This is a genomic window from Bacillus sp. JK74 (assembly GCF_053663395.1).
Genome location: NZ_JBSJQB010000003.1, coordinates 50,876 through 75,943, shown reverse-complemented (window position 1 = coordinate 75,943; position 25,068 = coordinate 50,876). Strand labels below are relative to the sequence as shown.

General features: G+C 48.1%; 23 protein-coding genes and 1 other annotated feature. Of the genes, 11 read left to right on the top strand and 12 right to left on the bottom strand.

Annotated elements, in window-relative coordinates; all coding sequences use genetic code 11:
- Positions 1 to 6: 6 nt before the first annotated feature.
- Positions 7 to 558, bottom strand: a complete 552-nt coding sequence (thpR, locus tag ACWJJ5_RS10525) for an RNA 2',3'-cyclic phosphodiesterase (RefSeq protein WP_071391478.1) — start codon at positions 556 to 558, stop codon at positions 7 to 9.
- Between the two features lie 89 nt (positions 559 to 647).
- Between thpR and cysK the strand changes: the two genes are divergently transcribed.
- A complete protein-coding gene (cysK, locus tag ACWJJ5_RS10520; RefSeq protein ID WP_454022391.1) occupies positions 648 to 1,619 on the top strand; it encodes a cysteine synthase A in 972 nt (323 codons plus the stop codon).
- 37 nt (positions 1,620 to 1,656) lie between these two features.
- On the opposite strand, the gene pepV is transcribed toward cysK, so the two are convergent.
- Complete coding sequence (pepV, locus tag ACWJJ5_RS10515; RefSeq protein ID WP_003152345.1) at positions 1,657 to 3,048, bottom strand: dipeptidase PepV; 1,392 nt, start codon at positions 3,046 to 3,048, stop codon at positions 1,657 to 1,659.
- Positions 3,049 to 3,143: 95 nt separating this feature from the next.
- On the opposite strand from pepV, the gene ACWJJ5_RS10510 reads away from it, so the two are divergent.
- The gene (locus tag ACWJJ5_RS10510) at positions 3,144 to 4,448 is read left to right on the top strand and encodes an NCS2 family permease (protein ID WP_003152343.1); all 1,305 of its coding nucleotides are present in this window, start codon (positions 3,144 to 3,146) and stop codon (positions 4,446 to 4,448) included.
- 32 nt (positions 4,449 to 4,480) lie between these two features.
- Here the strand turns inward: ACWJJ5_RS10510 and ACWJJ5_RS10505 are convergent, their stop codons facing one another.
- Positions 4,481 to 5,641: an ABC transporter permease gene (locus tag ACWJJ5_RS10505; RefSeq protein ID WP_003152341.1), complete on the bottom strand. Its 1,161-nt coding sequence runs from the start codon at positions 5,639 to 5,641 to the stop codon at positions 4,481 to 4,483.
- A complete protein-coding gene (locus tag ACWJJ5_RS10500) occupies positions 5,638 to 6,342 on the bottom strand; it encodes an ABC transporter ATP-binding protein (RefSeq protein ID WP_003152339.1) in 705 nt (234 codons plus the stop codon). The genes ACWJJ5_RS10505 and ACWJJ5_RS10500 overlap by 4 nt, the downstream gene beginning before the upstream one ends.
- 279 nt (positions 6,343 to 6,621) lie before the next feature.
- Here ACWJJ5_RS10500 and ACWJJ5_RS10495 point away from each other — a divergent pair, with 279 nt between their 5' ends.
- A complete protein-coding gene (locus ACWJJ5_RS10495) occupies positions 6,622 to 6,843 on the top strand; it encodes a DeoR family transcriptional regulator (protein ID WP_003152337.1) in 222 nt (73 codons plus the stop codon).
- 127 nt (positions 6,844 to 6,970) lie between these two features.
- Here the strand turns inward: ACWJJ5_RS10495 and ACWJJ5_RS10490 are convergent, their stop codons facing one another.
- Both ACWJJ5_RS10490 and ACWJJ5_RS10485 read right to left on the bottom strand, forming a co-directional pair.
- Positions 6,971 to 7,690, bottom strand: a complete 720-nt coding sequence (locus ACWJJ5_RS10490) for a pseudouridine synthase (protein WP_007408795.1) — start codon at positions 7,688 to 7,690, stop codon at positions 6,971 to 6,973.
- Positions 7,691 to 7,746: 56 nt separating this feature from the next.
- Entirely contained in the window at positions 7,747 to 9,384 is a 1,638-nt protein-coding gene (locus ACWJJ5_RS10485; protein WP_071391475.1) for a putative polysaccharide biosynthesis protein, read from the bottom strand.
- Positions 9,385 to 9,590: 206 nt separating this feature from the next.
- On the opposite strand from ACWJJ5_RS10485, the gene ACWJJ5_RS10480 reads away from it, so the two are divergent.
- Complete coding sequence (locus ACWJJ5_RS10480; RefSeq protein ID WP_454022451.1) at positions 9,591 to 10,856, top strand: NAD(P)/FAD-dependent oxidoreductase; 1,266 nt, start codon at positions 9,591 to 9,593, stop codon at positions 10,854 to 10,856.
- Positions 10,857 to 11,032: 176 nt separating this feature from the next.
- Positions 11,033 to 12,568, top strand: coding sequence for a glycine betaine transporter OpuD (gene opuD, locus ACWJJ5_RS10475; protein ID WP_012118228.1), 1,536 nt, complete (start codon positions 11,033 to 11,035; stop codon positions 12,566 to 12,568).
- Positions 12,569 to 12,603: 35 nt separating this feature from the next.
- On the opposite strand, the gene ACWJJ5_RS10470 is transcribed toward opuD, so the two are convergent.
- A complete protein-coding gene (locus tag ACWJJ5_RS10470; RefSeq protein WP_003152309.1) occupies positions 12,604 to 12,786 on the bottom strand; it encodes a sporulation protein Cse60 in 183 nt (60 codons plus the stop codon).
- 200 nt (positions 12,787 to 12,986) lie between these two features.
- Here ACWJJ5_RS10470 and ACWJJ5_RS10465 point away from each other — a divergent pair, with 200 nt between their 5' ends.
- The 5 genes from ACWJJ5_RS10465 to melA are packed head-to-tail and all read left to right on the top strand — an operon-like array spanning position 12,987 to position 18,381.
- Entirely contained in the window at positions 12,987 to 14,012 is a 1,026-nt protein-coding gene (locus tag ACWJJ5_RS10465; RefSeq protein WP_454022390.1) for a LacI family DNA-binding transcriptional regulator, read from the top strand.
- A 41-nt stretch (positions 14,013 to 14,053) separates the two neighbouring features.
- The gene (locus tag ACWJJ5_RS10460) at positions 14,054 to 15,331 is read left to right on the top strand and encodes an ABC transporter substrate-binding protein (protein ID WP_176283484.1); all 1,278 of its coding nucleotides are present in this window, start codon (positions 14,054 to 14,056) and stop codon (positions 15,329 to 15,331) included.
- A complete protein-coding gene (locus ACWJJ5_RS10455) occupies positions 15,328 to 16,242 on the top strand; it encodes a carbohydrate ABC transporter permease (protein WP_176283485.1) in 915 nt (304 codons plus the stop codon). The genes ACWJJ5_RS10460 and ACWJJ5_RS10455 overlap by 4 nt, the downstream gene beginning before the upstream one ends.
- Entirely contained in the window at positions 16,239 to 17,060 is an 822-nt protein-coding gene (locus ACWJJ5_RS10450; protein WP_278071246.1) for a carbohydrate ABC transporter permease, read from the top strand. Before ACWJJ5_RS10455 ends, ACWJJ5_RS10450 begins: the two co-directional genes overlap by 4 nt.
- Before the next feature lie 22 nt (positions 17,061 to 17,082).
- Positions 17,083 to 18,381, top strand: coding sequence for an alpha-galactosidase MelA (melA, locus tag ACWJJ5_RS10445; RefSeq protein WP_077722724.1), 1,299 nt, complete (start codon positions 17,083 to 17,085; stop codon positions 18,379 to 18,381).
- Between the two features lie 36 nt (positions 18,382 to 18,417).
- Here the strand turns inward: melA and ACWJJ5_RS10440 are convergent, their stop codons facing one another.
- From ACWJJ5_RS10440 to ACWJJ5_RS10425, 4 genes are all read right to left on the bottom strand, one after another.
- Positions 18,418 to 18,969, bottom strand: coding sequence for an N-acetyltransferase family protein (locus ACWJJ5_RS10440; protein WP_454021491.1), 552 nt, complete (start codon positions 18,967 to 18,969; stop codon positions 18,418 to 18,420).
- Positions 18,970 to 18,978: 9 nt separating this feature from the next.
- Positions 18,979 to 19,290 (bottom strand): rhodanese-like domain-containing protein, encoded by a 312-nt coding sequence (locus ACWJJ5_RS10435; RefSeq protein ID WP_003152299.1) that lies wholly within the window; start codon positions 19,288 to 19,290, stop codon positions 18,979 to 18,981.
- A 116-nt stretch (positions 19,291 to 19,406) separates the two neighbouring features.
- On the bottom strand, positions 19,407 to 21,821 hold the full coding sequence (gene leuS / locus ACWJJ5_RS10430; protein ID WP_003152297.1) for a leucine--tRNA ligase: 2,415 nt from the start codon (positions 21,819 to 21,821) through the stop codon (positions 19,407 to 19,409).
- Between the two features lie 109 nt (positions 21,822 to 21,930).
- Positions 21,931 to 22,144, bottom strand: a binding site (T-box leader).
- 102 nt (positions 22,145 to 22,246) lie between these two features.
- Positions 22,247 to 22,582 (bottom strand): DUF4257 domain-containing protein, encoded by a 336-nt coding sequence (locus ACWJJ5_RS10425; RefSeq protein WP_015418038.1) that lies wholly within the window; start codon positions 22,580 to 22,582, stop codon positions 22,247 to 22,249.
- Between the two features lie 389 nt (positions 22,583 to 22,971).
- Between ACWJJ5_RS10425 and ACWJJ5_RS10420 the strand changes: the two genes are divergently transcribed.
- The gene (locus ACWJJ5_RS10420) at positions 22,972 to 23,757 is read left to right on the top strand and encodes an STAS domain-containing protein (protein WP_070082239.1); all 786 of its coding nucleotides are present in this window, start codon (positions 22,972 to 22,974) and stop codon (positions 23,755 to 23,757) included.
- A 40-nt stretch (positions 23,758 to 23,797) separates the two neighbouring features.
- Here ACWJJ5_RS10420 and ACWJJ5_RS10415 read toward each other — a convergent pair whose 3' ends face one another.
- Positions 23,798 to 24,982 carry an MDR family MFS transporter gene (locus ACWJJ5_RS10415; RefSeq protein WP_014305612.1) on the bottom strand — a complete coding sequence of 395 codons (1,185 nt, stop codon included), beginning with the start codon at positions 24,980 to 24,982 and terminating at the stop codon, positions 23,798 to 23,800.
- Positions 24,983 to 25,068 lie beyond the last annotated feature (86 nt).

Below are 25,068 nucleotides of genomic sequence, written 5' to 3'. Positions count from 1 at the left end.
ATTTGTTTATGTCAATTGAAACTGTGCGATTTCTTCGTATTTAGGCGACCGGTCAAGATGGGTCTGAAACAGGGAAAACCGGCTGACGGCACTTTGCACCCTGCCGCTTTCAAACGGCATATCGTCAGGAAACGGCCGGTCTCCCGCCCACTTCCGCGCCATCGTCATATGAGGGTGATACGGCCGTTTTTCCACTTGAAAACCGGCTTTCAAAACAGCCTGTTTTGTTTTTTCCCGCAAATCAAAGAGCAGTTCATTCCGTTCGGGCTCAAGGTGAAGCACTCTCGGCTGTCTGCGGTCGCCGAAAATATCCAGATGCTGAAACTGTACGGTAAACGGCTGCGCTGCCGACGCAGCATCTGCGAGCAGAGACGATAATTTCGCAAGCCGTTCTTCATCCGCGGCTCCGAGAAAAATGAGTGTAATATGATAGTCATGCGGGTGCACCCATTTTTTGAATGATAACGCCGGCTCCTTTTTGGCTGCTTCCCAAATCGGTTCAGCAATGTCAGCCGGAATCGGAATGCCGATAAAATAATGCGGCAATGAAGCTTTCATACGAGGATCTCCCCCTCTTTGGTTATGGTGTTATTATAAAACGGATAAGCGGAGAGGAGAACCCTGTCCGCTCATTATGATAGGATATTATGTACCGAACGTTTTATACAGAAAGGAATGAGCCGGCCTTGAAAATCGCAAACAGCACGGCGGAGCTGATCGGCGGCACACCGATCGTAAAGCTCAATCGCCTTCAGCCAGAACATGCAGCACAGGTCTATTTAAAATTAGAATCGTTTAACCCGAGCGGCAGTGTCAAAGACAGAGCGGCTTTCAATATGATCATTGAAGCGGAAAACAGCGGGCATTTAAAACCCGGCTCTGTCATCATCGAACCGACAAGCGGCAACACAGGCATCGGCCTGGCGATGAACGCGGCGGCGCGCGGCTACAAGGCAATCCTCGTCATGCCTGACACGATGACGAAAGAACGCATCAACCTCCTGAAAGCGTATGGCGCGGAGGTTGTGTTAACACCAGGGGCGGAAAGAATGCCCGGCAGCATCAAAAAAGCGAAAGAACTCGCCGAACAGATTCCGGGAAGTTTTATCCCGATGCAATTCGATAACAGCGCAAATCCAGATGCCCACCGAAAAACGACAGCCATTGAAATCTATCAGGCCGTTCAGCAGCTCAACAGACCGCTCGGTGCTTTTGTGGCAACGGCGGGAACGGGCGGAACCATTACCGGAACCGGAGAAACGCTGAAAGAGCTTTTTCCGGATATGCTTGTTCATGTCGCCGAGCCTGCGGGATCCCCCGTCCTGTCTGGCGGAAAACCCGGCGCTCATAAGCTTGTCGGGACAAGCCCCGGATTTATTCCCGGCATACTGAATCAGGACGTTTACGATGAAATCATGAAAATATCTGATGAAGATGCGTATACGACAACACGGCGTCTGGCCCGGGAAGAAGGCATACTCGTCGGCCCGTCTTCAGGCGCCGCCTGCTTTGCCGCCATTGAAACCGCCAAACGCCTCCCTTCCGAACAGATCGTCATCTGTATGACGGCCGATACGGGAGAACGTTATTTATCAACGGATTTATGGTCATTTGAATGATAAAAAGGGATGCCGCATTCGGCGTCCCTTTTTATTATCACTTGGCAAGCTCATAAATGGCTTCGGCATATAAAGCCGTTGACCTGAGAAGGTCATCGATTTCAATGTACTCATCCTTTTGATGCGCGCTGTCAGGCCGGCCGGGGAACAGCGGCCCGAACGCGACGCCCGCCGAAAGGGATCTCGCATACGTTCCTCCGCCGATTGAAATCAGATCCGCTTTCTTTCCCGTTTGTCCTTCGTAAACCTTTTGAAGCGTCTTTACGAGCGGATGATCGGCAGAAACGTGGTGCGGTTTGCTGTCTTTAAATTCTTCAAGCCGGAATTCTTCAGCAGACGTAAAAGCATCACGGATGGCTTTGCTGTCTGAAGTGACGGGATAACGGATGTTGATGCCGAGTTCTCCTTCCTCACCCTTTCTGTATGTAAAGGTGCCGACATTCAATGTCAGCTCTCCGCTGATGTCATCCCTGCAATCAATTTTCAGCTTTTTGCCTCGTGTATCATTTGAAAAATAGTCACTGACGGTTTTGACAAAGTGCTTTCCGGCTCCATCCAGCTCTGTTCCGTTAAGGCATTCAGCAAGCTTTAAGCCGGCATTGATACCATTATCCGGTTCCATCGCGTGGCATGATTTTCCGTACACCCGAAGCGTCAGTTTTCCATTTTCCGAAACTGCTTCACCTTGTGTTTTTGACTGCTCAAGCCATTTGCTGAAATATGCGTGCACGGCATCAAGACCGTTCCCTTCAATAACCGCTTCAGCCGCATCCGGCACCATGTTCAAGCGCAGTCCTGAACGGAATGACAGAAGCACGTTTTTTGCGTCTTTGTCAGAAGCGCTTTTTACAATGCGCAGTGACGCATCTATAATTCCTTTTTCCGCGTTAATGATCGGAAAATCTGCGTCAGGAGCAAAGCCGATGTCAGGCATTTTTTCGTGTTTGAAGTAGTGATCCACGCATCTCCAATCACTTTCTTCATCCGTTCCGATGATGATTCTCACGCGTTTGGATAAAGGGAGCTGCATGTCTTTGACGATTTTCAGCGCATAAAACGCCGCCATTGTCGGCCCTTTATCATCAATGGCGCCTCTGGCATATATCCGGCCATCCCTGATATCGGCTGAAAACGGATCGCTCGTCCAGCCGTCTCCGGGCGGAACGACATCGACGTGGCACAAAACGCCGACGATTTCGTCACCCGTTCCCCATTCAATATGGCCCGCATAGCCGTCAAGATTCTTTACGGTGAAGCCTTCTTTTTTACCGAATTCCAGCAGTGACGTCAGGCTGGCATTGACGCCTTCTCCAAACGGCCGGCCGGGGCCGGCTGTTGATTCGTCCATTACGCTGTTGATCTGCAAAAACTTCTGCGTGTCACGGATCAGATCTTCTTTGTTTCTGATGACTTCAACTTCCCAGTTCATCACAAATCCCCTTTCTTGATAAAGACTTGCAAAATGTCGATAAAACGAATAATATAGATGATGTTTTGAAAAAATGTTCGTCATTGGAGGTACTTATGTTTCATCTCGACAAGCATCAAACGACAATAAAAAGAGAAATTACCGCGGGATTGACCACCTTTTTCACAATGGTGTATATCATTGTCGTCAATCCGGTGATCCTTTCCAATGCGGGAATTCCGTTTGACCAGGTGTTCACCGCGACGATTATCGCTTCCATTGTCGGAACTTTATGGATGGCTCTCGCTGCGAATTTTCCGATCGCCATTGCCCCCGGCATGGGCTTAAACGCGTATCTCGCCTTTCACGTTGTCGGCACAGGCAGCGGCATTACGTATCAGACGGCTTTCAGCGCCGTTTTTATCGCGGGAGTCATCTTTATTATTTTATCGTTAACGCCTTTAAGAAAACAACTTATAGAAGCGATTCCGGACAATTTAAAATACGGAATTACGACCGGCATCGGCTTATTTATCGCTTTTATCGGCTTACGCCAATCCGGAATCATCACGGCTGATAAATCCAATCTGGTCGCACTCGGCGATCTTCATTCGCCCGCCGTCATTTTAACGCTTATCGGACTTATCATCAGTATCGTGCTGATGGTGCTGAATGTAAACGGGGCTCTGTTCATCGGAATGGCGCTGACCGCCGTCATTGCCTTTTTGACCGGACAGATCCATTTTGCGAAAGGGTTCGTTTCATTCCCGCGCCTGCCGGAGGGGCTTTTGATCACAAATCCGTTCGGTGCCCTCGGGGATGTCGTGCATCACGGTCTGTACGCCGTTGTGTTTTCTTTTCTTCTCGTTACGATTTTTGACACGACCGGCACCATGATCGGTGTCGCCGAACAGGCGGGATTGATCAAAAACAATCAGCTGCCGAATGCCAGAAGAGCGCTGTTGGCTGATTCGACAGCTACGACGGTCGGAAGCATCTTCGGCACCAGCCCGACGACCGCGTTCGTTGAATCTTCAGCAGGTGTGGCCGCCGGCGGAAGAACGGGTCTGACGGCGCTGACGATTGCCGTTATGTTTGCCGTTTCCATGTTTTTCAGCCCGCTTGTCAGCGTCTTATCGGAAGTGTCCGCGATTACGTCACCGGCTCTGATTATTGTCGGCAGCCTGATGATGGGTGCTGTGTCGAATATCCGCTGGAATGAGCTTGACGAAGCGTTCCCGGCCTTTCTCGTCATTTTGGCGATGCCTTTAACGTCCAGTATTTCAACCGGAATCGCACTCGGCTTCATTTCATATCCGCTTGTTAAAGTAGCTAAGAAAAAATGGCGCGAAATCCATCCTCTAGTCCTCATCTTCGCCGTGCTGTTTTTTATTCAGCTTTTTATTTTGAACGGACATTAAGAAAAATCCCTTTCCTTTTCGGAAAGGGATTTTTACATATAAAGAACGGAAAGAATCGCGGCAATGAGACACCAGGCGGAACAGATAATTTGAATGACGGTTAATGCGCTGTTTCGCGCCCGGAAATAGTCATCGCTGTCTCTCTTGATACCGCTTAAAACCGGTTTATCCGTGATCCGGTCAAATAAAAGTGACGCGGCATAGCGGCTGACGATCGCAAATAAAATAAGGACTGCCGGCTTCACTAAGAGCGGAAGAACGAGAATAAGAGCCGTAAAAGCCGCGGTTAAAAGGTAAAGCTGCCGGAGATACCCGCCGTTTCGGATCAGCACTTTAAAGAACAATTCTTTCCACGCCGTATACGCCGACCGTTTTGTAAAGATGTGCTTTGAGCCGGGATATAAAAACGGCTTGTTCCGCCCTTTATTTTTACCATTCGGGAGCTGCACATCATGGCTGAGCATCAAAACAGAGGCCGCGAATGAAAGCTTCCGCCTGTTCTCCTCAAGCACTTCTTCCTCAAAGGCTGATAATGTCTCCGTCCCTTTCCAAATCAAAAAAGCGGAACAGATGAACAATATACATCCCGCCGGCCAAAGCCAATACCATTCGGCGGCAAAGGCGATCATAAAAAACGCACCCGCCATCAGAACCATCACTTTCAGCCAGCCCGCCGCCTGATTCCCGAATGTCCGCCTGCTGTTTTTTCTGTGCCGGTGCACCGCTAATATCGCGGTATGGAAGCCGAACAGACAGCAAAACATACCTGAATATGCCGGTAAGGTACAGTCACCGTACTGGAGCCATAAGGGAAATAACAATACGGCAAGCGCACCCCATTTGATAAGGGAAAGGAACATCGAATACAAAAGCGCGTACCGTTTCAGCTTTTGCATCAGATGTTTTGCATGCACCAAAAACACGTGATCCGCTTCCAGCAAAAAGGTATGAATAAAACCCGTGCACAACAGCAGGGCACTGAATACATACAGCCAGCCCCATCCCAATACACCTGCCGCTCCATTAAGAAGCCCCCTGCCGTTCAGCCATTCAGCATATTGATAAACGGCAAATGCGGCAGCGGGAAGAACGATATACAGCGCGACCGTCCAATCAATGACCGTCTGAAACACCTTCCATTGATACCGCCAATAATGAAACAGCCTTTGAAAAAACAGAGCCCGCCCGGTCATCGCTGACTGCTCCGAACCGCTGAATAAAAGCAATCCAGCAGTGAACGGCTCCCCGTTTTTTCCTGAAGCTCCTCTAATGTGCCTTGAAGAAGCAGAGCTCCCTGATCCAGCAAATAAAATCGGTCGCAGATTTTTTCCGCCGTATCCAGAACATGCGTGCACATCAAAATCCCCGCGCCCCTTTCTTTTTCAGCAATCAGCATGTCGGTAAACAGCTTTGTTGAGATCGGATCAAGTCCGATAAAAGGCTCATCAATGATGTAAATATCCGGCTTCGCCAAAAATGCCTGTATGAGCATCAGCTTTTGCTGCATCCCTTTTGAAAAACCGGAAGGCAAATCATGTTTTACAGACGTCAGCGAAAACTCTTCAAGCAGCCGCCCTGCCCGCTCACGGCACTCTTCCCCTTCTATACCCCGCAATGACCCGGTCAGCTCGAGGTGCTCCCAAAGCGTCAGTTCATCGTAAAAACTCGGACGCTCCGGTATGTAAGCATAAGAAGAATCATTCCACTCAATACCGCCTTCTATATCCCGGGACAGCCCGAGAACCGCCTTTATCACTGTACTTTTCCCCGCGCCGTTCGCTCCGATTAAACCGGAAATTTCACCAGCGTTGACTGACAGAGATACATTCGAAATCACCTTCGGCCTGTCAGCATAACCGGCGCAGACAATGTTTGCATTCAATAATTCTCCCAAACTTCTCACTCCCCCGTTTTCATACGGACATGTATAAAAAAAGTTTCAGTTTCCATAATAATAAAAGCGGGCCGGACATAGTAATGCACCAAGGCTGTACCCATTTGAAAAAATTACCTGCGCTTATTCCTAGATTCATGTCGTCCATATCGTGTATAATGGAGGCAGTTAAAAGAGAAAAAACAGAATGTCATCCTTTGTTGCTTATTCGTACGAAGTTTTAGAGTCGAAAGTTGTGGTATATCAAGTCCATCCGATCTTATGATAGGGAGTGGTTTTTTGAAACCTTCAACAAATCGTATGCTGACTCGGATTAAATCAGTTTACATGTTCATCCAGGAAAAAGGCCTTGTGACAACACAGGAACTGGTTGATGAATTCGGCATTACACCTAGAACCATTCAGCGAGACTTAAATGTGTTAGCATACAATGATCTTGTTCATAGTCCTAGCCGAGGCAAGTGGGAGACAACACGAAAAAAAGTGAAAATTACATCTTAAGCGAACAATTACATAAGGCCCTTTTCGGCCTGACATGCTGCAAGGCAAAGCAGCGTCTTTGCCTTGTTTTTTGTTCCTCTATATAAAAAGCCCAAAACAAATCTGTTTTGGGCTTTTCTGATATCGATTACACTTCTGCGCCTCTCAGCGTTTCGAGCTCCTCTTCAGTCAGCTCGCGGAATTCTCCCGGTTTAAGATCCGGGTCAAGAGAAACAGCCCCCATCGAAAGCCGCTTCAAATAAGCCACTTCATTTCCGACAGCCTTTGCCATCAGCTTCACCTGATGATATTTGCCTTCTGTAATGGTCAAGTGTATCACCGTTTCATCCGGGCTTTCTGTAATGATTTCAACGGCTGCCGGCTTCGTCTTATAGCCTCCTTCAATGACGACGCCTCTTTCCAGATGAACGATGTCTTCCGGTGACAGAGGTGAAGTTAACCGGACCTCATATGTTTTAGGCACATGCTTTTTCGGAGAAAGCAGGCGATGAGCGAGCTGCCCGTCATTGGTGAGAAGCAAAAAGCCTTCCGTATCCTTATCAAGACGTCCCGCCGGAAACGGTTCAAATCGCTGTTCTTCAGGCGTCAGCAGATCAACCACCGTTTGCTGGCGGCTGTCTTCTGTAGCGGACAGCACTCCTTGCGGCTTATTCATCATGACATAAATAAATTCACGATAGTCTGCCGGCTCTCCGTATACCGTGATGTCCTGTTTTTCCGGGTCGACATGGGTTTTCACATCTTTCGCCGGCTCTCCGTCAATCATGACAGCCCCGGCCTTGACGATTTTTTTCACATCTTTTCTTGAGCCGAATCCGCTGTTGGCAAGCAGCTTATCAAGTCTCATCCTGATCCTCTCCTTTAAAAAGAAAAGCCCGCGATAAGCGGACTATTCATTATTTCTCAATGGGCGGAATGCCTGCCTCTCCTCAAAACGCGGGGCAGACGGTTTCCAAACATTTTCTGTAAAAATCCGATTCGGTACGCGGCAAACATGTACACCGCACCGCCGACAGCGGCGCAGACAAAGACGACAATCGCCGCATGCATCTGGCCGCTTTGGTATGTTACAAAGAAGCTGAGCAGCCATTGAGTCAGCTTGACCGCAACTCCCATCACGACGGACAGGACTGCGATTAAAATGACCCGTTTTATAAGTACCGTATACGAATAGCCCGCATGGCGCTTAATCATGATAAAACCGTACAGAAGAGAAGCGATATAACCGAGCGCCGTTGCCAAGATGGCCCCGTCTCCCTGAAACAGCTTGATCAGCGGCACGTTCAGCACCACTTTGATAATGACGCCGATGAAAAGGCTCACGACAGCAAATTTCTGCTTATTAATCCCTTGCAGGATCGCGGCGTTTACAGTAAACAGAGAAAACAGAATCGCGACAGGCGCGTACCAGAACAATATATCCTGTCCGATATCCGGGCGAAGACTTTCAGAGCCGTAGAAGAACGTATAGGCCGGACCCGATAACACGGACATCCCGACAACGGCGGGAATAACCAAAAACAGAATGATTTGCATCGTCTGGTTAATCTGCTGGTTCAAAAGCTTATAATTCCTGCTCGTAAACGATTCAGTAATCGTCGGAATCAGCGTCAGACCGAAAGCGGTCGCCAGAGAAACCGGGATCATCACAAGCTTCGGCACATAAAGGGTGACAATCGCAAGCATGTCCTGGCTGATATCCTTATGGCCCGCCGCAATCATCGCTTTATTAAACGTATTCGTATCGATATATGAATACAAAGGAATCGCCAGTCCGACAAATACGTAAGGAGCGGCATAACTGAAAAGCTCAATGAACATTTTTTTATAACTTAAGTTCGCAGACGGGACGAGATTCGGCTTCATCGCCAGAAGATCGCCCTTCCGCTTATTCCAGTAAATATAAAGGACGACAAGCCCTCCGAATGATCCGATCAGCGCCGCGAAAGTCGCGTATCCGACTGCGATGACAAGGCCGCCGTTGATCACTCTTAAAATCAAATACGTTGCGCCCAATAAAAAGATGATCCGGGCAAGCTGCTCCACAACCTGTGAAACGGCTGTGGGCCCCATCATCTGATGACCTTGGAAAAAACCGCGCACAAGACTCATAATCGGCACGACCAAAAGTGCCAGACTGACCATCCGGATGACATAAACGACGTGGTCAATCGTAAGTCCGTTGTTACTCGTGCCGCCGAGAGATGTTTCCGCAAAAAACGGCGCCGAAATATAAAGAATTGAAAAAGCGATCATCCCGGTTACGAGCATAACCGACATTCCCGCTCTCAGCATCCGCCTGCTCGTCTCATAGTCTCCTTTGGAGTTATATTTCGAGACAAATTTTGAAACCGCGGCGGGAAATCCCATCGTGGCAATGTTTAAAAACAGTGTATATTGATTATATCCGTATTGAAACAAAGCTCCGCCCGTCGCTCCGACCATCGCTCCGAACGGGATCAGATAAATCATCCCTAAAATCCGCGATATATAGGTGCCGAGCGTCAGCACGAACGTGCCCCTTAACAATTTGCTTGACATGTTTCCTCATCACCATTTTCTACGAAGATTCAACTTTTCTATTTTAACACAACTGGGCAATTAGACGGTAATAATTACAGCGGGAAACTTTTTGGGAAAGCTCTTTAAAAAACAAAATACGTTTAAGGAATCCCTTTCTTTCGCTATAATAGCAGAAAGCGGACATTTCCGCCTATTATACGTGAAAAAGAAAGTTGTTGATGAATATGAAACATTATGACGTGATTGTAATCGGCGGCGGTCCGTCCGGTTTAATGGCTGCGATTGCGGCAGGCGAAGAAGGGGCGGACGTATTATTAATCGATAAAGGAAACAAGCTGGGACGGAAGCTGGCGATTTCCGGCGGCGGACGCTGCAACGTGACCAACCGCCTCCCCGTTGAAGAAATCATCAAACACATCCCCGGCAACGGCCGCTTTTTATACAGCGCGTTTTCCGAATTTAATAATGAAGATATCATCGCCTTTTTTGAAAAACTCGGCATTCAGCTGAAAGAAGAAGACCACGGGCGCATGTTCCCGGTGACGGACAAAGCGCAAAGCGTTGTCGATGCGCTTTTGAACCGATTAAAACAACTGAATGTCACCATCCGCACAAATGAAAAAATCAAAGAGGTGCGGTACGAGAACGGCAGGACAGCGGGCATTACGACAAACAATGACGAACACATTAACGCAGACGCCGTCATTATCGCGGTCGGCGGAAAATCAGTCCCGCATACCGGCAGCACCGGAGACGGCTATGCATGGGCGGAAGCGGCCGGTCATACCGTGACCGAACTCTTTCCGACGGAAGTGCCGGTTACGTCGTCAGAACCGTTTATTAAACAAAAAACACTTCAGGGGCTGTCCCTTAGAAACGCGGCCGTCAGCGTCCTGAATAAAAAAGGCAAACCTATTGTCACACACGTGATGGACATGCTGTTTACCCATTTCGGCTTGTCAGGCCCCGCCATTCTCCGCTGCAGCCAGTTTGTCGTCAAAGAACTGAAAAAGCAGCCCGATGTCAAATTACGCATCGATCTGTTTCCCGGCATCAACGAGGAAGCGTTATTTCAAAAGATGCACAAGGAACTGAAAGACGCACCGAAAAAAGCGCTCAAAAACGCGCTGAAGCCGTGGATGCAGGAACGGTATCTGCTTTTTCTTCTGGAACGGAACGGTCTTGATCCGCAGACAAGCTTTACGGAACTGCCGAAGGATCAATTCAGGGCTTTTGTCAAAGACTGCAAACAATTTACGGTTGCCGCTGACGGAACGCTTTCTTTGGACAAAGCGTTTGTCACAGGCGGAGGTGTTTCCGTAAAAGAGATTGAGCCGAAACAAATGGCGTCTAAAAAAATGGAAGGCTTATATTTTTGCGGAGAAATACTCGACATTCACGGCTATACCGGGGGCTACAATATCACTTCAGCCTTTGTCACGGGGCGTCTCGCCGGTTTGAATGCAGGACGTTTCTCACGCTCGCTGTAAATGGTTTAAAGCGCATTTACCTGAGCGCCCCCGTTGATAATTGACCAAAAACATGATACAGTTTTCTGCGTTTTGTTTCACCTGATTGAGGGAACAGGAAGAAAGGAATGATCTGCAATCGTGCGACCATACTAAAAAGTGGCGTATTGAAAAAAATAGTCAGAGGGTGAGAACGTTTGAAGAAGAACATCTCCAGTGTTTTTTGGATTGTGATTGTCATCACAGCCGCTGCGGTTTTATGGGGGGCCATTTCTCCTGACAGCCTGCAGCAAGTCACTGATACGGCACAAAAATTTATTACGGATTCTTTCGGCTGGTATTATCTGCTGGTCGTTTCTATATTTGTCGGTTTCTGTCTCTTTCTCATTGTGAGTCCGATCGGCACAATAAAACTCGGAAAACCCGGGGAAAAACCGGAATTCGGCTTATTATCATGGTTTGCCATGCTTTTCAGCGCGGGCATGGGAATCGGTTTGGTATTTTACGGGGCTGCGGAACCGATCAGCCATTACGCCATCAGCTCTCCCTCAGGTGAAACAGAAACACCCCAAGCATTTCGTGATGCGCTCCGGTACACGTTTTTCCACTGGGGGCTGCACGCTTGGGCCATCTATGCGGTCGTCGCTTTATGTATTGCATATTTTCAATTCCGAAAAGACGCGCCCGGTTTGATCAGCAGCACACTGACACCGCTTTTGGGCGATAAAGTAAACGGGCCGATCGGCAAAGCAATTGACTGTATCGCGGTGTTTGCGACCGTTGTCGGTGTTGCGACAAGCTTAGGGCTCGGAGCGACTCAGATCAACGGCGGTCTGCATTATTTATTCGGCATTCCGAAAACATTTTCCATTCAGCTGATCCTGATCGCTGTCGTGACCGTGTTATTTTTGATTTCTGCGTGGAGCGGAATCGGCAAAGGGATTAAATACTTAAGCAATACCAACATGGCGCTCGCGGCTATTTTAATGATCTTTATGCTCATTGCAGGCCCGACGGTGCTGATTATGAACTCATTTACCGATTCTATCGGCCAATACATCCAAAATATCGTGCAGATGAGCTTTCGCTTGTCTCCGAATGATCCCCAAAAACGCGAATGGATTAACAGCTGGACCATTTTCTATTGGGCCTGGTGGATATCCTGGTCGCCGTTTGTCGGCATTTTTATCGCCCGTGTATCAAGGGGCCGGACGATCCGGGAATTTTTAATCGGGGTGTTGGTGACACCTTGTATTTTGGCTTTCTTATGGTTTGCGATTTTCGGTGTATCCGCGATGGATCTTCAGCAGAAAGGCGTATTCAATGTCGCGGGAATGTCAACGGATACGATGCTGTTCGGCGCACTCAGCCACTATCCGCTGACAATGGTGACATCCGTATTAACGCTTGTTCTGATCGCTGTATTCTTTATTACATCAGCGGATTCAGCGACATTTGTGCTTGGAATGCAAACGTCTTACGGCTCTTTGGACCCGTCCAACCGGGTGAAAATCATCTGGGGCGTCATCCAGTCCGCCGTGGCAGCTGTATTATTATATTCCGGCGGTCTGGCCGCACTGCAAAACACGGCCATTCTCGCCGCGGTTCCGTTTTCAGTCGTGATCCTTCTGATGATCGTGTCTCTGTACAAGTCATTAGCGAGCGAAAGAAAAGGAATCAAACAAGCGGAGAAATACCAAAAACCGAGAAGTCCCCGCGTCAAAAAAGCATAATGCATAAAAAAGCCCGGTATTTCATCCGGGCTTTTTTATTTTCGGTATAAAATGAGAGCGGAAAAACAATAAAGCTGCTCACCTTCAGGATCACAGGCCGCCGCTACCGTATATTTAATATCAACGAGCTGTTCATCAGAAATCCCCTTTAAAAATGTATTGACTTCAGTCTGCAGATCCTTTTCATGCTCCTCATCAAAAACAGCTATCTTCAGCACATCACCCTCTCCTTTCTCTATCAATTTATTCCGGTTCAATTGAAATATGATAGAGAAAAACAGATTTTCTTTTTTACTGATTTTTACTAAAAGTAACCAAAAATAGTCGTTGAAAACGCTTACTCTCATATGATAATATCATTTTAACAATAACCAGGTCATTTCTGTTTAGTAAATATTTAGTAAAAAGGAGATGCGAAATGGTCCGTCTCAAAGATATTGCCTTACAGGCATCTGTATCCAGCGCGACAGTATCGAGAATTTTGAATAAGGATGACTCTTTGGCCGTGACTGATGAAACAAGAGAAAAAGTTCTGAGGATCGCCGATGAGCTGGGCTATCAGCCGTCGGCAAAAAAACGGAAGAACCGCAGCCGCAGCGATTCAGCGCCCCTGATCGGCGTTGTCAGCTGCCTGTCACCGGAAGAAGAACGGCAGGATCCTTATTTTTCAGCGATTCGAAAAGGTATTGAGGAAGAATGCTTTCGGCAAAAAGTTTTTATCACATCTTCTATCCATCTCGGTTCTTTTCAAGAGCATATGTTTCACGAACTGGACGGCGTGATCGTAATCGGCAGCCTGCAAGACGAGGCGCTTACGAATATCAGCGCCGCTTGCAGGCACGCGGTTTTTGTTAACGGCACCCCCGATCCCGCCCGCTACGATTCCGTCAGCGTGGATTTTTATGCCGCAGCACAGAAGGCGATCGAACATCTTCTGTCGCTCGGTTACCAGCGGCTCGGTTATATCGGCGGCCGGGAGCGGGAGCATACCGTCATAGACGGTGTAAACAGCAATAAAACGATTGAGGATAAGCGTCTGACCGCTTTCTTACAAATGGCCGGCGCCAGGCCGGAGCATGTACTGATCGGCGAATACAGCATGCACGAAGGGTTCCGGCTGATGAATGAAGCCATCAAAGGCGGAAGTCTCCCCGATGCCTTTTTTATCGCAAGTGATTCGATGGCTGTCGGCGCTTTAAAAGCCTTGCAGGAAGCCGGCCTTCAAGTCCCGCGCGATACGGCAATTGTCAGCTTCAACGGAATTGATGAGGCAGAATACGCCAGCACGCCGTTATCAACGGTAAAAGTATACACGGAAGAGATGGGCCGGACGGGTGTCAAATTGCTTCTCGACCGTTTAAACGGCAGAACCGTCCCGCTGGCCGTGACGCTCCCCACTTCATTGATTGTCAGACAAAGCTGCGGCTCACAAGAAAGGAGGTGACATGTCCCGCAGCGTTTATATCATATTTAAAGGAGGAAAAGATGAAACGCTTACTGGCTTTGTTTCTTTCTTTTACTTGCATGATACTTCCCGGCTGCTCGGCAGAACGGAGCGGCGCCGGAGAAAAGCAGAAAACATTGACAGTCTATTCCACAATATCCTCAGACAGCGAACGCGCCGTATTCAGAAAGTTGGCTGATTCATTCCAAAAAGAACATCCGGACATTCAAGTAAACGTTCATTTCCCAGGCAATGACTACGAAAATATGATGAGGGTCAGAATGGCGGCCGGTGACATGCCCGATCTTTTCGACACACACGGCTGGGCCAAAATCCGCTACGGAGAATATACCGCCGACCTCAGCGGCATGTCTTGGACGAAGCGGCTCGATCCGAATTTAAACAGCATGCTCAAAGACGCCAAAGGCAGAATATACGCCTTCCCTCTGAATCAGGCAAAGGACGGACTGGCCTACAACCGCACAATGTTGGAAAAATACAGAATCAAACCGCCGGAAACAATGGATGATTTTATGAAGGCACTGAGACAGATTAAAGAAAAAAGCGGCGGAACAGTCACCCCCTTCTGGTTTGCCGGCTATGAGAAAAGCTCATTTGCCCAATATTACGATCAATTCGCCGCACCGCTTCTCATCACAGATCCCGCACACCGTTTCAAAAAACAGCTGTTAAACGGAACCTTCCGCTGGACACACTTCACCTATTTATCTGACAAACTGAAAGAGATGCAAAAGGAAAACCTGCTCAATATAGATGCCGTGACGGCAAAACGGTCCCAGCTCATTGAACTGATGGCGCAAAACAAAATCGCCTTTACGCTGCAGGGCGGCACCCTCGGCCAAGACGTCGCTCAAATCAATCCTAAGGTAAAAGTCGGCATCATACCGACCCCGGCCGTCCACAAGGGAGACGCGCCGGTTTGGATCGGAGGCGAACGTTACACGCTGGCGGCATTCAAGGATTCCCCGCGGCTTGAAGAAGCGAAACAGTTCATCGCATTTATGGCCCGTCCCGAGCATGCGAAATCAATTGCCGAAGCGACCTCGCTTCCGGCCGGATTAGTGAATGTGCAAACGGACATTTTCTACGCAAATGACTATAAGCGCTATCAGCATATTAAGGTGCAGCCTTATTTTGACCGCCTTTATTTGCCGAACGGAATGTGGGATGTGATGGGGACAGCCGGGCAGGAGCTGATGGCCGATATCTTAACCCCCGCGGAAATTTCGGCGAAACTCGGCAGGGAATATAAGCGGCTCCGTCTTCAATCTGATTCACAAGGAGCTGAAAAAGAATGAGTGATCTTGCAAGAGAACCCCAAGGATTTCAACATCAAAAGCCGGTAAAACCCGCGTCACTGTGGTGGATGTACGTTCCCGCTCTTGCCACGGTTTTTATTTTCATGATTTTTCCGTTTGTCAAAGGCGCTTTTATCACATTTACAAACTGGAACGGCTTCTCACAGACGTATCAATGGGTGGGGGTCACTCAATATAAAAGGCTTTTTACAGATCCGGACACGTGGCTTGTTGTGAAAAACACTTTGCTTTACGGCATCGGAAGCACTTTTTTTCAGAATATGCTCGGACTTTTATATGCGCTGCTTTTGAATCAGAGCTTAAAAATGAAGGCGCTCACAAGAACGATCGTCTACCTGCCCGTCATTATCAGTCCGCTGATTATGGGATACATTTGGTATTTTATTTTCTCATATGACGGGGGTGCGCTGAATGATGTACTGGGCGCACTGGGAATCGGTCCTGTCAACGCCTTGGCAAGCCCTGCGGCAAACCCTTGGATTATCGTCATGATTAACACGTATCAATACGCAGGCATTGCGATGATTGTATATTTGGCGGGGCTGCAAAGCATTCCGAAAGATTATTACGAAGCCGCAAAAATGGATGGCGCGGGAGGTCTTCAGCCGTTTTTCACCATCACCCTGCCATTATTGATGCCGGCTGTCACCATCAACATGGTCATCAATATCATCGGCGGGCTGAAGCTGTTTGATGTCATTTTCGCGCTGACCGCAGGCGGGCCGGGCAATTCCTCTCAATCGATGTCGACGTTTATGTATGATTTATATTTTAAACGGCAGGATGCGGGATATGCCGCCGCCCAAGGCGTGTTTATGTCCGTTATTATCCTTGTCATCAGCTTTTCGGCTCTCGTGTATTTCAAGCGAAAGGAGACGGAAATGTCATGAAAACAGCCCGAATGCGAATCTTTACGCTATTGGCTGCCGTTATATCGTGCTTTCATATTGTCCCCTTTTATATTTTGCTGACCACGTCATTAAAAGCAAAAGGAGACTACAGTTCAAAATGGTCGCTGCCATCCGCCTTTTCATTTCAGAATTTTCGTGAAGCATGGGAGCGTGCCTCTCTCGGGCAATCCTTTCTGAACACGATCATCATTACAGCCGTTTCCGCCGCCTTGCTAATTTTCATGGGTTCGCTTGCCGCATACCCGCTCGCTAGAAGAAATACAAAGCTGAACAAAATCGTCTTCGGCCTTTTGATTTCCATCATGATTATCCCGCCTTTGACTTCCATGGTTCCTTTATACAAAATGGTCGCTGATGCGGGGCTGGTCAATACGCATGCCGCAGCCATTCTCATTAATACGGCTGCATATATGCCGCTGACCGTTTTCTTATATTCAGGGTTTATCCGCTCTTCCATTCCGAAAGAACTTGAGGAAGCCGCCAGGATGGACGGCGCGGGATTGATCAGGACTTTTTATACGATCGTGTTTCCTTTGTTGAAACCGATTACCGCAACGGTCTGCATTATTTCCTGCGTGTTTATCTGGAACGATTACCAATTTGCGATTTTCTTTTTACAAGATCAAAAGGTGCAGACATTGACCGTGGCCATGGCGGGATTCTTCGGCGAAAACGCGAACAATCTTCACTTAGTCGCCGCAGCCGCAATTATGGCGATGTTGCCGATGGTCGTATTGTTTTTGGCACTTCAAAAATATTTTATCTCAGGGCTGTCCTCCGGGGCGGTCAAAGGCTGAGAAGAAAAGGGAGGAATTTCTGTTGAAGAAAATTACGTTTATCGGAGCGGGGAGCACGATTTTCGCAAAAAATGTATTGGGGGACTGTTTACTGACTGAAGCATTAAACGGATTTGAATTCGCGCTTTATGATATTGACGCTGTACGGCTGAAAGAATCTCAGCTCATGCTGGAAAACATGAGAGACCGCTACAATACGAGTATATCCATCATCTCTTACGATGACCGAAAACAGGCGCTTACACACGCCGGCTATGTGATAAACGCCATTCAGGTCGGAGGCTATAAACCCGCGACGGTCATTGACTTTGACATCCCGAAACGGTACGGTCTCCGCCAGACGATTGCCGATACCGTCGGAATAGGCGGCATTTTCCGTTCCCTTCGCACCATCCCCGTTTTATTTGACATCGCAAAAGACATGGAAGAGGTCTGCCCGGATGCGTGGCTGTTAAACTATACAAATCCGATGGCCTCTCTGACCGGAGCGATGCTCAGACATACAAATGTCAAAACGGTCGGCCTGTGCCACAGCGTCCAGGTCTGTACCAAAGATCTGTTTGACTCACTCGGCATGGATCACGAAGGTACGGAAGAACGCATTGCCGGCATCAACCATATGGCTTGGCTTTTGGAGATTAAAAAAGACGGAATTGATTTATATCCGGAAATTAAAAGACGGGCACGCGAAAAACAAAAGACGAAACATAAGGACATGGTGCGGTTTGAGCTGATGGATAAATTCGGCTGCTACGTAACGGAATCATCTGAGCATAATGCCGAATATCACCCGTATTTTATAAAAAGCCGGTATCCGGAGCTGATAGATGAACTCCAAATTCCGCTTGATGAATATCCGAGGAGATGCGCGGAACAAATCAAAAATTGGGAAACGATGAGAGACGGCATCATCAACAACCAAAACCTGACGCATGAACGCTCGAAAGAATACGGTTCGAGAATTATAGAAGCGATGGAGACGGGCCGTCCGTTCACATTCGGCGGCAATGTGCTGAATACAGGGCTGATACCGAATCTGCCGGCGAAAGCGGTCGTTGAAGTGCCGTGCGCCGCCGTTAAAAACCAAATTATGCCGTGCTATTCCGGCGAACTTCCGGAGCAGCTCGCGGCGCTCAACAGAACAAACATCAACACACAGCTTTTAACCATCGAAGCAGCCGTTACATTAAAAAAGGAAGCCGTATATCAAGCGGCCATGCTTGATCCGCATACGAGCGCCGAGCTTTCCATGAATGACATCATCTCTTTGTGCGATGACTTATTTGAAGCGCACAAAGACCGGCTTCCGGCTTATCATTGATCATTCGCGATCCGGTCCTGGGCGGGCCGGACGCTTTTATATGTTCAGCACCAGTTTGACCGTCTGTAAGGTGTGTCCTTTAAAATCTTCTTCAAATCCACATACCCTTTGAAACCCTTTCGCTTGATAAAAGGACAAGGCGATGCGGTTCTCTTTTTCTGCATGGACATAAAGCTTTTTTACCCCGCCGGACTGCCTGATGCATTCTTTAAGAAGTGCCGTGCCTATCCCGCTTCCCTGGCAATCCGGGTCAATATAGATGGCGGTCAGCTCCGCATTTCCGTCTTTTTGAACCGGGGTGGCATTTGCAAAACCGAGCACTCGCCCCTCTTCTTCTGCCACAAAAAACAAAGAATGCAAGAGCCGGCGTTCCATCATCTCATCCTGATAGGCGGATTCGAGAAACTGATCCTGAATGTGTCTGGGAATAATCCCTTCATATGTATGATGCCAGCTTCGTTCTGCGACTTGCCGGACCTGTTTGATATCGTTTGTTTTCATCGCGCGGATCATCGGTTTCATCTGATTCGCCTCCCGTTTTTTTATAAAAAAAGAAGAAAAAGACTCACGTCCCTTTTCTTCTTTCACTTCAAAGCGTTATTTCTTCGGCTTTGTTTCGCCTTCCCACTCCAGCATGCCGCCTTCAACATTAACTGTACGGAAGCCCTGCTCATGTAAATACATACAAACGTTCATGCTTCTTTTTCCGGAACGGCAGATAAATACATATTCCTTGTCCTTGTCTAACGCATCCATCTTCTCAGGGATGTCCCCCATGCGGATATGAACGGCCTCCGGGATCATTCCTTCGGCAACTTCTTCGTCTTCTCTGACATCAATCAGATACAGCTCTTCTCCCGCTTTTAATTTTTCTTCCAGTGCGGCTGTGCTGATTTCATTTATTTTCAATGTGTGACACTCCCATTCATCTTTATGGTGTTAAGTATACCAAAGCCCGCGGTGCAATTTCTATGATAGAGGCCTGATAAAAAAGCCCCTCTCTGGAAGAGAGGGGCTTCGTCCGGTCAGTTTGCCACGATATTGACAAGCTTGCCCGGTACGGCAATGATTTTTCGGATCGTTTTTCCTTCAAGCTGCTCTTTTACTTTTTCGTCAGCTTGTGCGAGCTGTTCTAACGCTGCTTTATCAGCATCAGCCGGAACCATTAATTTCGCTTTTACTTTTCCGTTCAGCTGGACGACGATTTCCACTTCATCGTCCACCAGTTTTGATTCATCATAAGCAGGCCAAGCCTCGTATGCAATCGAACCTTCGTGGCCGAGTTTTTCCCACAGTTCTTCCGCCAAATGCGGCGCAACAGGAGAAAGCAGCTTCACAAAACCTTCGATATATTCTCTCGGCAGTTCATTCGCTTTGTAAGCTTCATTAATGAAGACCATCAGCTGAGAAATGCCCGTGTTAAAACGAAGGGCTTCGAAGTTTTCTGTCACTTTCATAACCGTTTCATGATAGACGCGCTCAAGAGTTTCGCCCGCGCCTTCTGTCACTTTACCCGTCAGCTCGCCGTTTTCCTCGATAAACAAACGCCATACGCGGTCAAGGAAGCGGCGCGCTCCGTCAAGACCTGATTCAGACCAGGCGATAGATGCGTCAAGCGGCCCCATAAACATTTCGTACAGGCGAAGCGTATCTGCTCCGTGAGACGCCACAATTTCATCCGGATTGACGACGTTTCCGCGGGATTTACTCATTTTTTCATTGTTTTCCCCGAGAATCATCCCTTGGTTATACAGCTTTTGGAACGGTTCTTTCGTCGGCACGACACCGATATCATAGAGGAATTTATGCCAGAAACGAGCGTACAGAAGGTGAAGCACGGCATGCTCCGCCCCTCCGATGTAAATATCAACGGGCAGCCATTTATCCAATTTCTCAGGTGAAGCGAGCTGATCCGGATTTTTCGGGTCGATAAAGCGGAGGAAATACCAGCAGCTTCCCGCCCATTGCGGCATCGTGTTCGTTTCTCTTCTGCCTTTTCTGCCCGTTTCAGGATCAGTGACTTCCACCCACTCTTTAATGTTAGCAAGCGGTGATTCACCTGTTCCGCTCGGTTTGATCTCATCGGTTTTCGGCAGAATCAGCGGCAGCTCTTCCGCCGGAACGGCTGTTGACGTGCCGTCTTCCCAATGAATGACCGGAATCGGCTCGCCCCAATAGCGCTGGCGGCTGAACAGCCAATCACGCAGACGGTATGTCACTTTTTTCTCACCGTTTTTCGTTTCTTCAAGCCAGGCGATCATTTTTTCAATCGCTTCCGCTTTATTCAGTCCGTTCAGAAAGCCGGAATTGACATGTTCTCCGTCTCCCGTGTACGCTTCTTCTTCCGTGTTTCCGCCTTTTACGACTTCTTTGACAGGCAGGCTGAACACTTTTGCGAATTCAAAATCACGTTCGTCATGCGCCGGCACGGCCATTACAGCGCCCGTTCCGTAAGAGGCGAGGACATAATCCGCTATCCAGATCGGCAGCTTTTCCCCGTTTGCAGGGTTTACGGCATATGCACCTGTGAAGACGCCCGTTTTTGTTTTCGCAAGATCCGTCCGTTCCAGGTCACTTTTCGCCTGAACTTCTTTAACATAAGCGTCTACCGCTTCTTTTTGTTCAGGCGTCGTGATGGCCTCCACAAGCTCATGCTCAGGAGCCAGTACGGCATAAGCCGCGCCGAACAGCGTGTCCGGTCTTGTCGTAAACACCGTAAACGTGTCATCAGTGCCGTCGATCGCGAAATGCACGTTTGCGCCTTCTGAGCGTCCGATCCAGTTGCGCTGCATGTCTTTAATGCTTTCAGGCCAGTCAAGTTCTTCTAAATCTTCAAGAAGCCTGTCCGCATAAGCGGTGATTTTCAGCATCCATTGTCTCATCGGGCGGCGTTCAACCGGATGGCCGCCCCGCTCGCTTTTGCCGTCAATGACTTCTTCGTTCGCAAGCACCGTTCCGAGCGCCGGGCACCAGTTGACCGGCACTTCGTCTACGTATGCGAGCCCTTTTTCGTACAGCTTGGTGAAGATCCATTGCGTCCACTTGTAATAGTCCGGATCAGTCGTATTGATTTCACGATCCCAATCATAAGAAAATCCGAGTGATTGGATCTGGCGGCGGAAATTATCTATATTTTGTTTTGTGAACTCAGCCGGATCATTCCCCGTGTCAAGCGCGTATTGCTCGGCAGGAAGCCCGAACGCGTCCCATCCCATCGGATGAAGCACATTGTACCCTTGCATGCGTCTCATGCGAGAAAGGATATCGGTTGCCGTATAGCCTTCCGGATGTCCGACATGAAGGCCGGCTCCTGAAGGATACGGAAACATGTCAAGCGCGTAAAACTTCGGCTTGTCATTCTCTTCACTGACGGCGAACGTTTTATGATCCAACCAGTAATTCTGCCATTTCTTTTCTATTTTTTCGTGCTGAAAACTCAACGTAAAAACCTCCTTCTGATTGAATACGGCGTATGTAGTCCAAGTATTGACGGGATGAGGAAGATTATATTCAGATTATTCTAAAACTAAAAAAAACTCCCTCATCCCTAAAAGGGACGAGAGATTTTTGTTTCCCGCGGTACCACCCTCGTTAGCGCGGTTTTAAGCCGCACTCACTTGATACTTTTAACGCAGTTATGCGTCAGCGGTTTTGCCGCTGCAACTCTGAGGCGAGTTCGGAAACAGACTTGATTGACTTGCACCGGCCGTCAACTCTCTGAGTGCGAAATCTGCTTCTTACTGCTCCTCTTCACTGTTCTTATCGCTACCGTAATCTTACCTGTATTTTATAGAATTCTGTTCATAAGTGCAAGCAGGTTTGTATACAATGGGAATGTACCCGGAACGGGTCGTGAGCGGGGATATTATTTTGATGGAGGATTTTTTTGCTGGTGTGGTTTTGCTTCGGCCGAATCACTGTTTTGTTCTCTGACAAAATCAAAGCTCCTGAGAACAGCTTCTCCGCCGTAGCCTGCGATTATGGATAAGATGACGAGTTGAATTCCTGAATCGGGGTCAGCGGATAAGACAAGTAAGATGGAAGCAGCCATTCCGATAAAACCATCTTCCAAAAAACCGAGATAGATAAACCGCTTTGTCATTCTGGGTTTCTCCAGCCTGCCTCTCTTTTTCACATGACCGAGAACCCCCATGATGCCTCCAATTACACAAGCAATTATTACCTGATGCAGCATCTTCATCACCTTCCTAAAGCCCTTATTTAGTAAAGCGACTTCAGGCCATCCAGCCCCCTTACGAATACGATGATTTTCGATATCTACATACCGGCGATTGAACAGGAATGTAAAAAGCTTGTTTCTTCCATTATATGTGAACACATGATCGGTAAGCTTGATGCATTAGATTCATTTTTCACCCAGTGACAATGACCTAGTCACTTACTTAGCGATGATGTGCCTTCCCCTTATATATTCAGTGTATATGAGGACAAGCCCGAATGACAAATTGCAAACTTCGGCTGCTTGAATCAGAACATATGTTATGCTACGGTTACTGTAGATTCATTTAAAAAGGGGAGAAACAACGGCTGAAAAAAGCGCGCAGCTTTACGGCCAAAAGGGGGTTTTACATGGCTGACTCAAATGTATTCGGAAAACTGGAGCAGCTGGAGCTTATCAAAAAGGCGCTTGATCACGCACGCATCGGCGTGGTGATTACAGACCCCTCTCTTGAGGACAATCCCATCATATATACAAATCAGGGATTTATGGATATGACAGGCTACGCTTCCGAAGAGATATTAGGTAAGAACTGCAGATTTCTGCAAAGCAAAGAAACCGACCGTCAACAAGTCGCGAAAATAAGAAAGAGCTTAAACCAGAAAGAAAAGATCACGGTGCGGCTGAAAAATGTCAAAAAAGACGGCACCCCGTTTTGGAATGAACTCAACATTGATCCTCTGTATGTTGAAGACAAGCTCTATTTTGTCGGTTTTCAAAAAGACATTACAGAGCAGAAAGAATACGAAAAGCTCCTGGAGGATTCCCTCACAGAAATCACGACGCTGTCAACACCGATTGTTCCGATCCGAAACGGCATCTCCGCCTTGCCGTTAGTGGGAAACTTAACGGAAGAACGATTTGATTCAATTGTGACAACTTTGACGGACATATTAACCGCATCTAAAGATGATTACTTAATTATAGACTTATCAGGTTTGGCCGAGGTAAACGAACAGACGGCAGACCAGATTTTCAAATTGCATCACCTGCTTAAATTAATCGGCACAGAACTGATTATCACCGGGATCAAGCCTTCCCTCGCCATGAGAATGAATCAGCTTGATGCCAGCTTTTCTTCATTAAAGACGTATTTAAACGTTAAGGACGCCGTCAACGTGCTTCCGGTCGTATAAACAAAAAAATCCCGCCGAAACAGCGGGATTTTTTATGTCGTCATCGCACTTGGACGTTTTGTTTATTAACGGTTTTCAGGCGTTTGTCGTACAGCACCGTCGCTGCGATGCTGACAACAAGAAGCACCATCAGGATCAACAGCAGCACGCTCATGCCGTACTGATCAACCAGCACGCCGCCAAGGAGCGGCCCGATCATTCTGCCGCCCGTCGCCGCACTGTTGACAAATCCTTGGTAAAACCCTTCTTTCCCCTTAGGCGCAAGCTGATTGGCAATGGTAGGCACGGCAGGCCAGACAAGCATTTCTCCGACGGTTAAAATCACCATTGCGGTGAGGTACATCGGAAATTGCTTGGCGCTAAGAAGCACGCCGAACGAAACGATAAAAATACAAAAGCCGATGACCATCTGCGTTTTTAACGCGCCTGACCATTTTTTCAGAACAGCTCCTATGAGAGGCTGTCCGGCGACAATTAATATTCCGTTTACGGTCCAGAGCACACTGTATAATGAAAGCGGCATACCGATGCTTTGAGTATGTGACGCAACGGTTGTGGACCACTGCGAATAGGCAATCCACCCGAGAACATACCCGCCGCTCAATATGAGAAGCGCCGTAAATTTCGTTCTGCTGCTGACAGGCTCGTAGTCCAGAACAGAAACCTGGCTCGCATTTCCGGTTTTGATATTTCGAAACCCGAAAAATACGATAAGGAAAAACAGCACATAAAGCAAAGCATTGGCTAAAAACACGTACGTAAACGAGTATGCTGCAACCATCCCGCCGAGTGCCGAGCCCACGGCGACACCTGCGTTCTGAGCTACATAAATCGCATTAAAAGCTCTCCGCCCGCCTTCTTTCCATACCGCTCCCGCCATGGCGTAACTGGCCGGAAACACGATACCGGAACCGAAGCCGACAATGATGAGCAGCCAAATATAAACGGGCCATTGGTGAAACAGAACGAGTCCGAGAAGACTTGCCAATGTGATCATAATGCCCAGCATAATGGATTTGAATCCGCCGATTTTATCAAACAAAAATCCGCCGCATAAATTCCCCGCCACACTGGCCCCGGAATTCAGCATCAGAACAATCCCCGCAACAGTCAGCGATTTCCCTAAATGATTATGAATATAGATCGTATTCAGCGGCCACAAAAAAGATGCGCCCGTCACATTGATAAACATTCCGATGATTAATATCTTCAAAGCGCGCGGCATACCGATCCCCCTCTCTCTATAAAAAACCCCATGAAAAAACGGAAACCGCAAGCCGCGGCTCCGTATCGATCACGTTATCATAGCAC

What these genes read in the sequence shown, in the direction of transcription:
- thpR (WP_071391478.1), bottom strand. Translation starts at nt 558, where the DNA reads ATGAAAGCTTCATTGCCGCATTATTTTATCGGCATTCCGATTCCGGCT.
- cysK (WP_454022391.1), top strand. Translation starts at nt 648, where the DNA reads ATGTACCGAACGTTTTATACAGAAAGGAATGAGCCGGCCTTGAAAATC.
- pepV (WP_003152345.1), bottom strand. Translation starts at nt 3,048, where the DNA reads ATGAACTGGGAAGTTGAAGTCATCAGAAACAAAGAAGATCTGATCCGT.
- ACWJJ5_RS10510 (WP_003152343.1), top strand. Translation starts at nt 3,144, where the DNA reads ATGTTTCATCTCGACAAGCATCAAACGACAATAAAAAGAGAAATTACC.
- ACWJJ5_RS10505 (WP_003152341.1), bottom strand. Translation starts at nt 5,641, where the DNA reads ATGACCGGGCGGGCTCTGTTTTTTCAAAGGCTGTTTCATTATTGGCGG.
- ACWJJ5_RS10490 (WP_007408795.1), bottom strand. Translation starts at nt 7,690, where the DNA reads ATGAGACTTGATAAGCTGCTTGCCAACAGCGGATTCGGCTCAAGAAAA.
- ACWJJ5_RS10485 (WP_071391475.1), bottom strand. Translation starts at nt 9,384, where the DNA reads ATGTCAAGCAAATTGTTAAGGGGCACGTTCGTGCTGACGCTCGGCACC.
- ACWJJ5_RS10480 (WP_454022451.1), top strand. Translation starts at nt 9,591, where the DNA reads ATGAAACATTATGACGTGATTGTAATCGGCGGCGGTCCGTCCGGTTTA.
- ACWJJ5_RS10465 (WP_454022390.1), top strand. Translation starts at nt 12,987, where the DNA reads ATGGTCCGTCTCAAAGATATTGCCTTACAGGCATCTGTATCCAGCGCG.
- ACWJJ5_RS10460 (WP_176283484.1), top strand. Translation starts at nt 14,054, where the DNA reads ATGAAACGCTTACTGGCTTTGTTTCTTTCTTTTACTTGCATGATACTT.
- ACWJJ5_RS10455 (WP_176283485.1), top strand. Translation starts at nt 15,328, where the DNA reads ATGAGTGATCTTGCAAGAGAACCCCAAGGATTTCAACATCAAAAGCCG.
- ACWJJ5_RS10450 (WP_278071246.1), top strand. Translation starts at nt 16,239, where the DNA reads ATGAAAACAGCCCGAATGCGAATCTTTACGCTATTGGCTGCCGTTATA.
- ACWJJ5_RS10425 (WP_015418038.1), bottom strand. Translation starts at nt 22,582, where the DNA reads ATGAAGATGCTGCATCAGGTAATAATTGCTTGTGTAATTGGAGGCATC.
- ACWJJ5_RS10420 (WP_070082239.1), top strand. Translation starts at nt 22,972, where the DNA reads ATGGCTGACTCAAATGTATTCGGAAAACTGGAGCAGCTGGAGCTTATC.
- ACWJJ5_RS10415 (WP_014305612.1), bottom strand. Translation starts at nt 24,982, where the DNA reads ATGCCGCGCGCTTTGAAGATATTAATCATCGGAATGTTTATCAATGTG.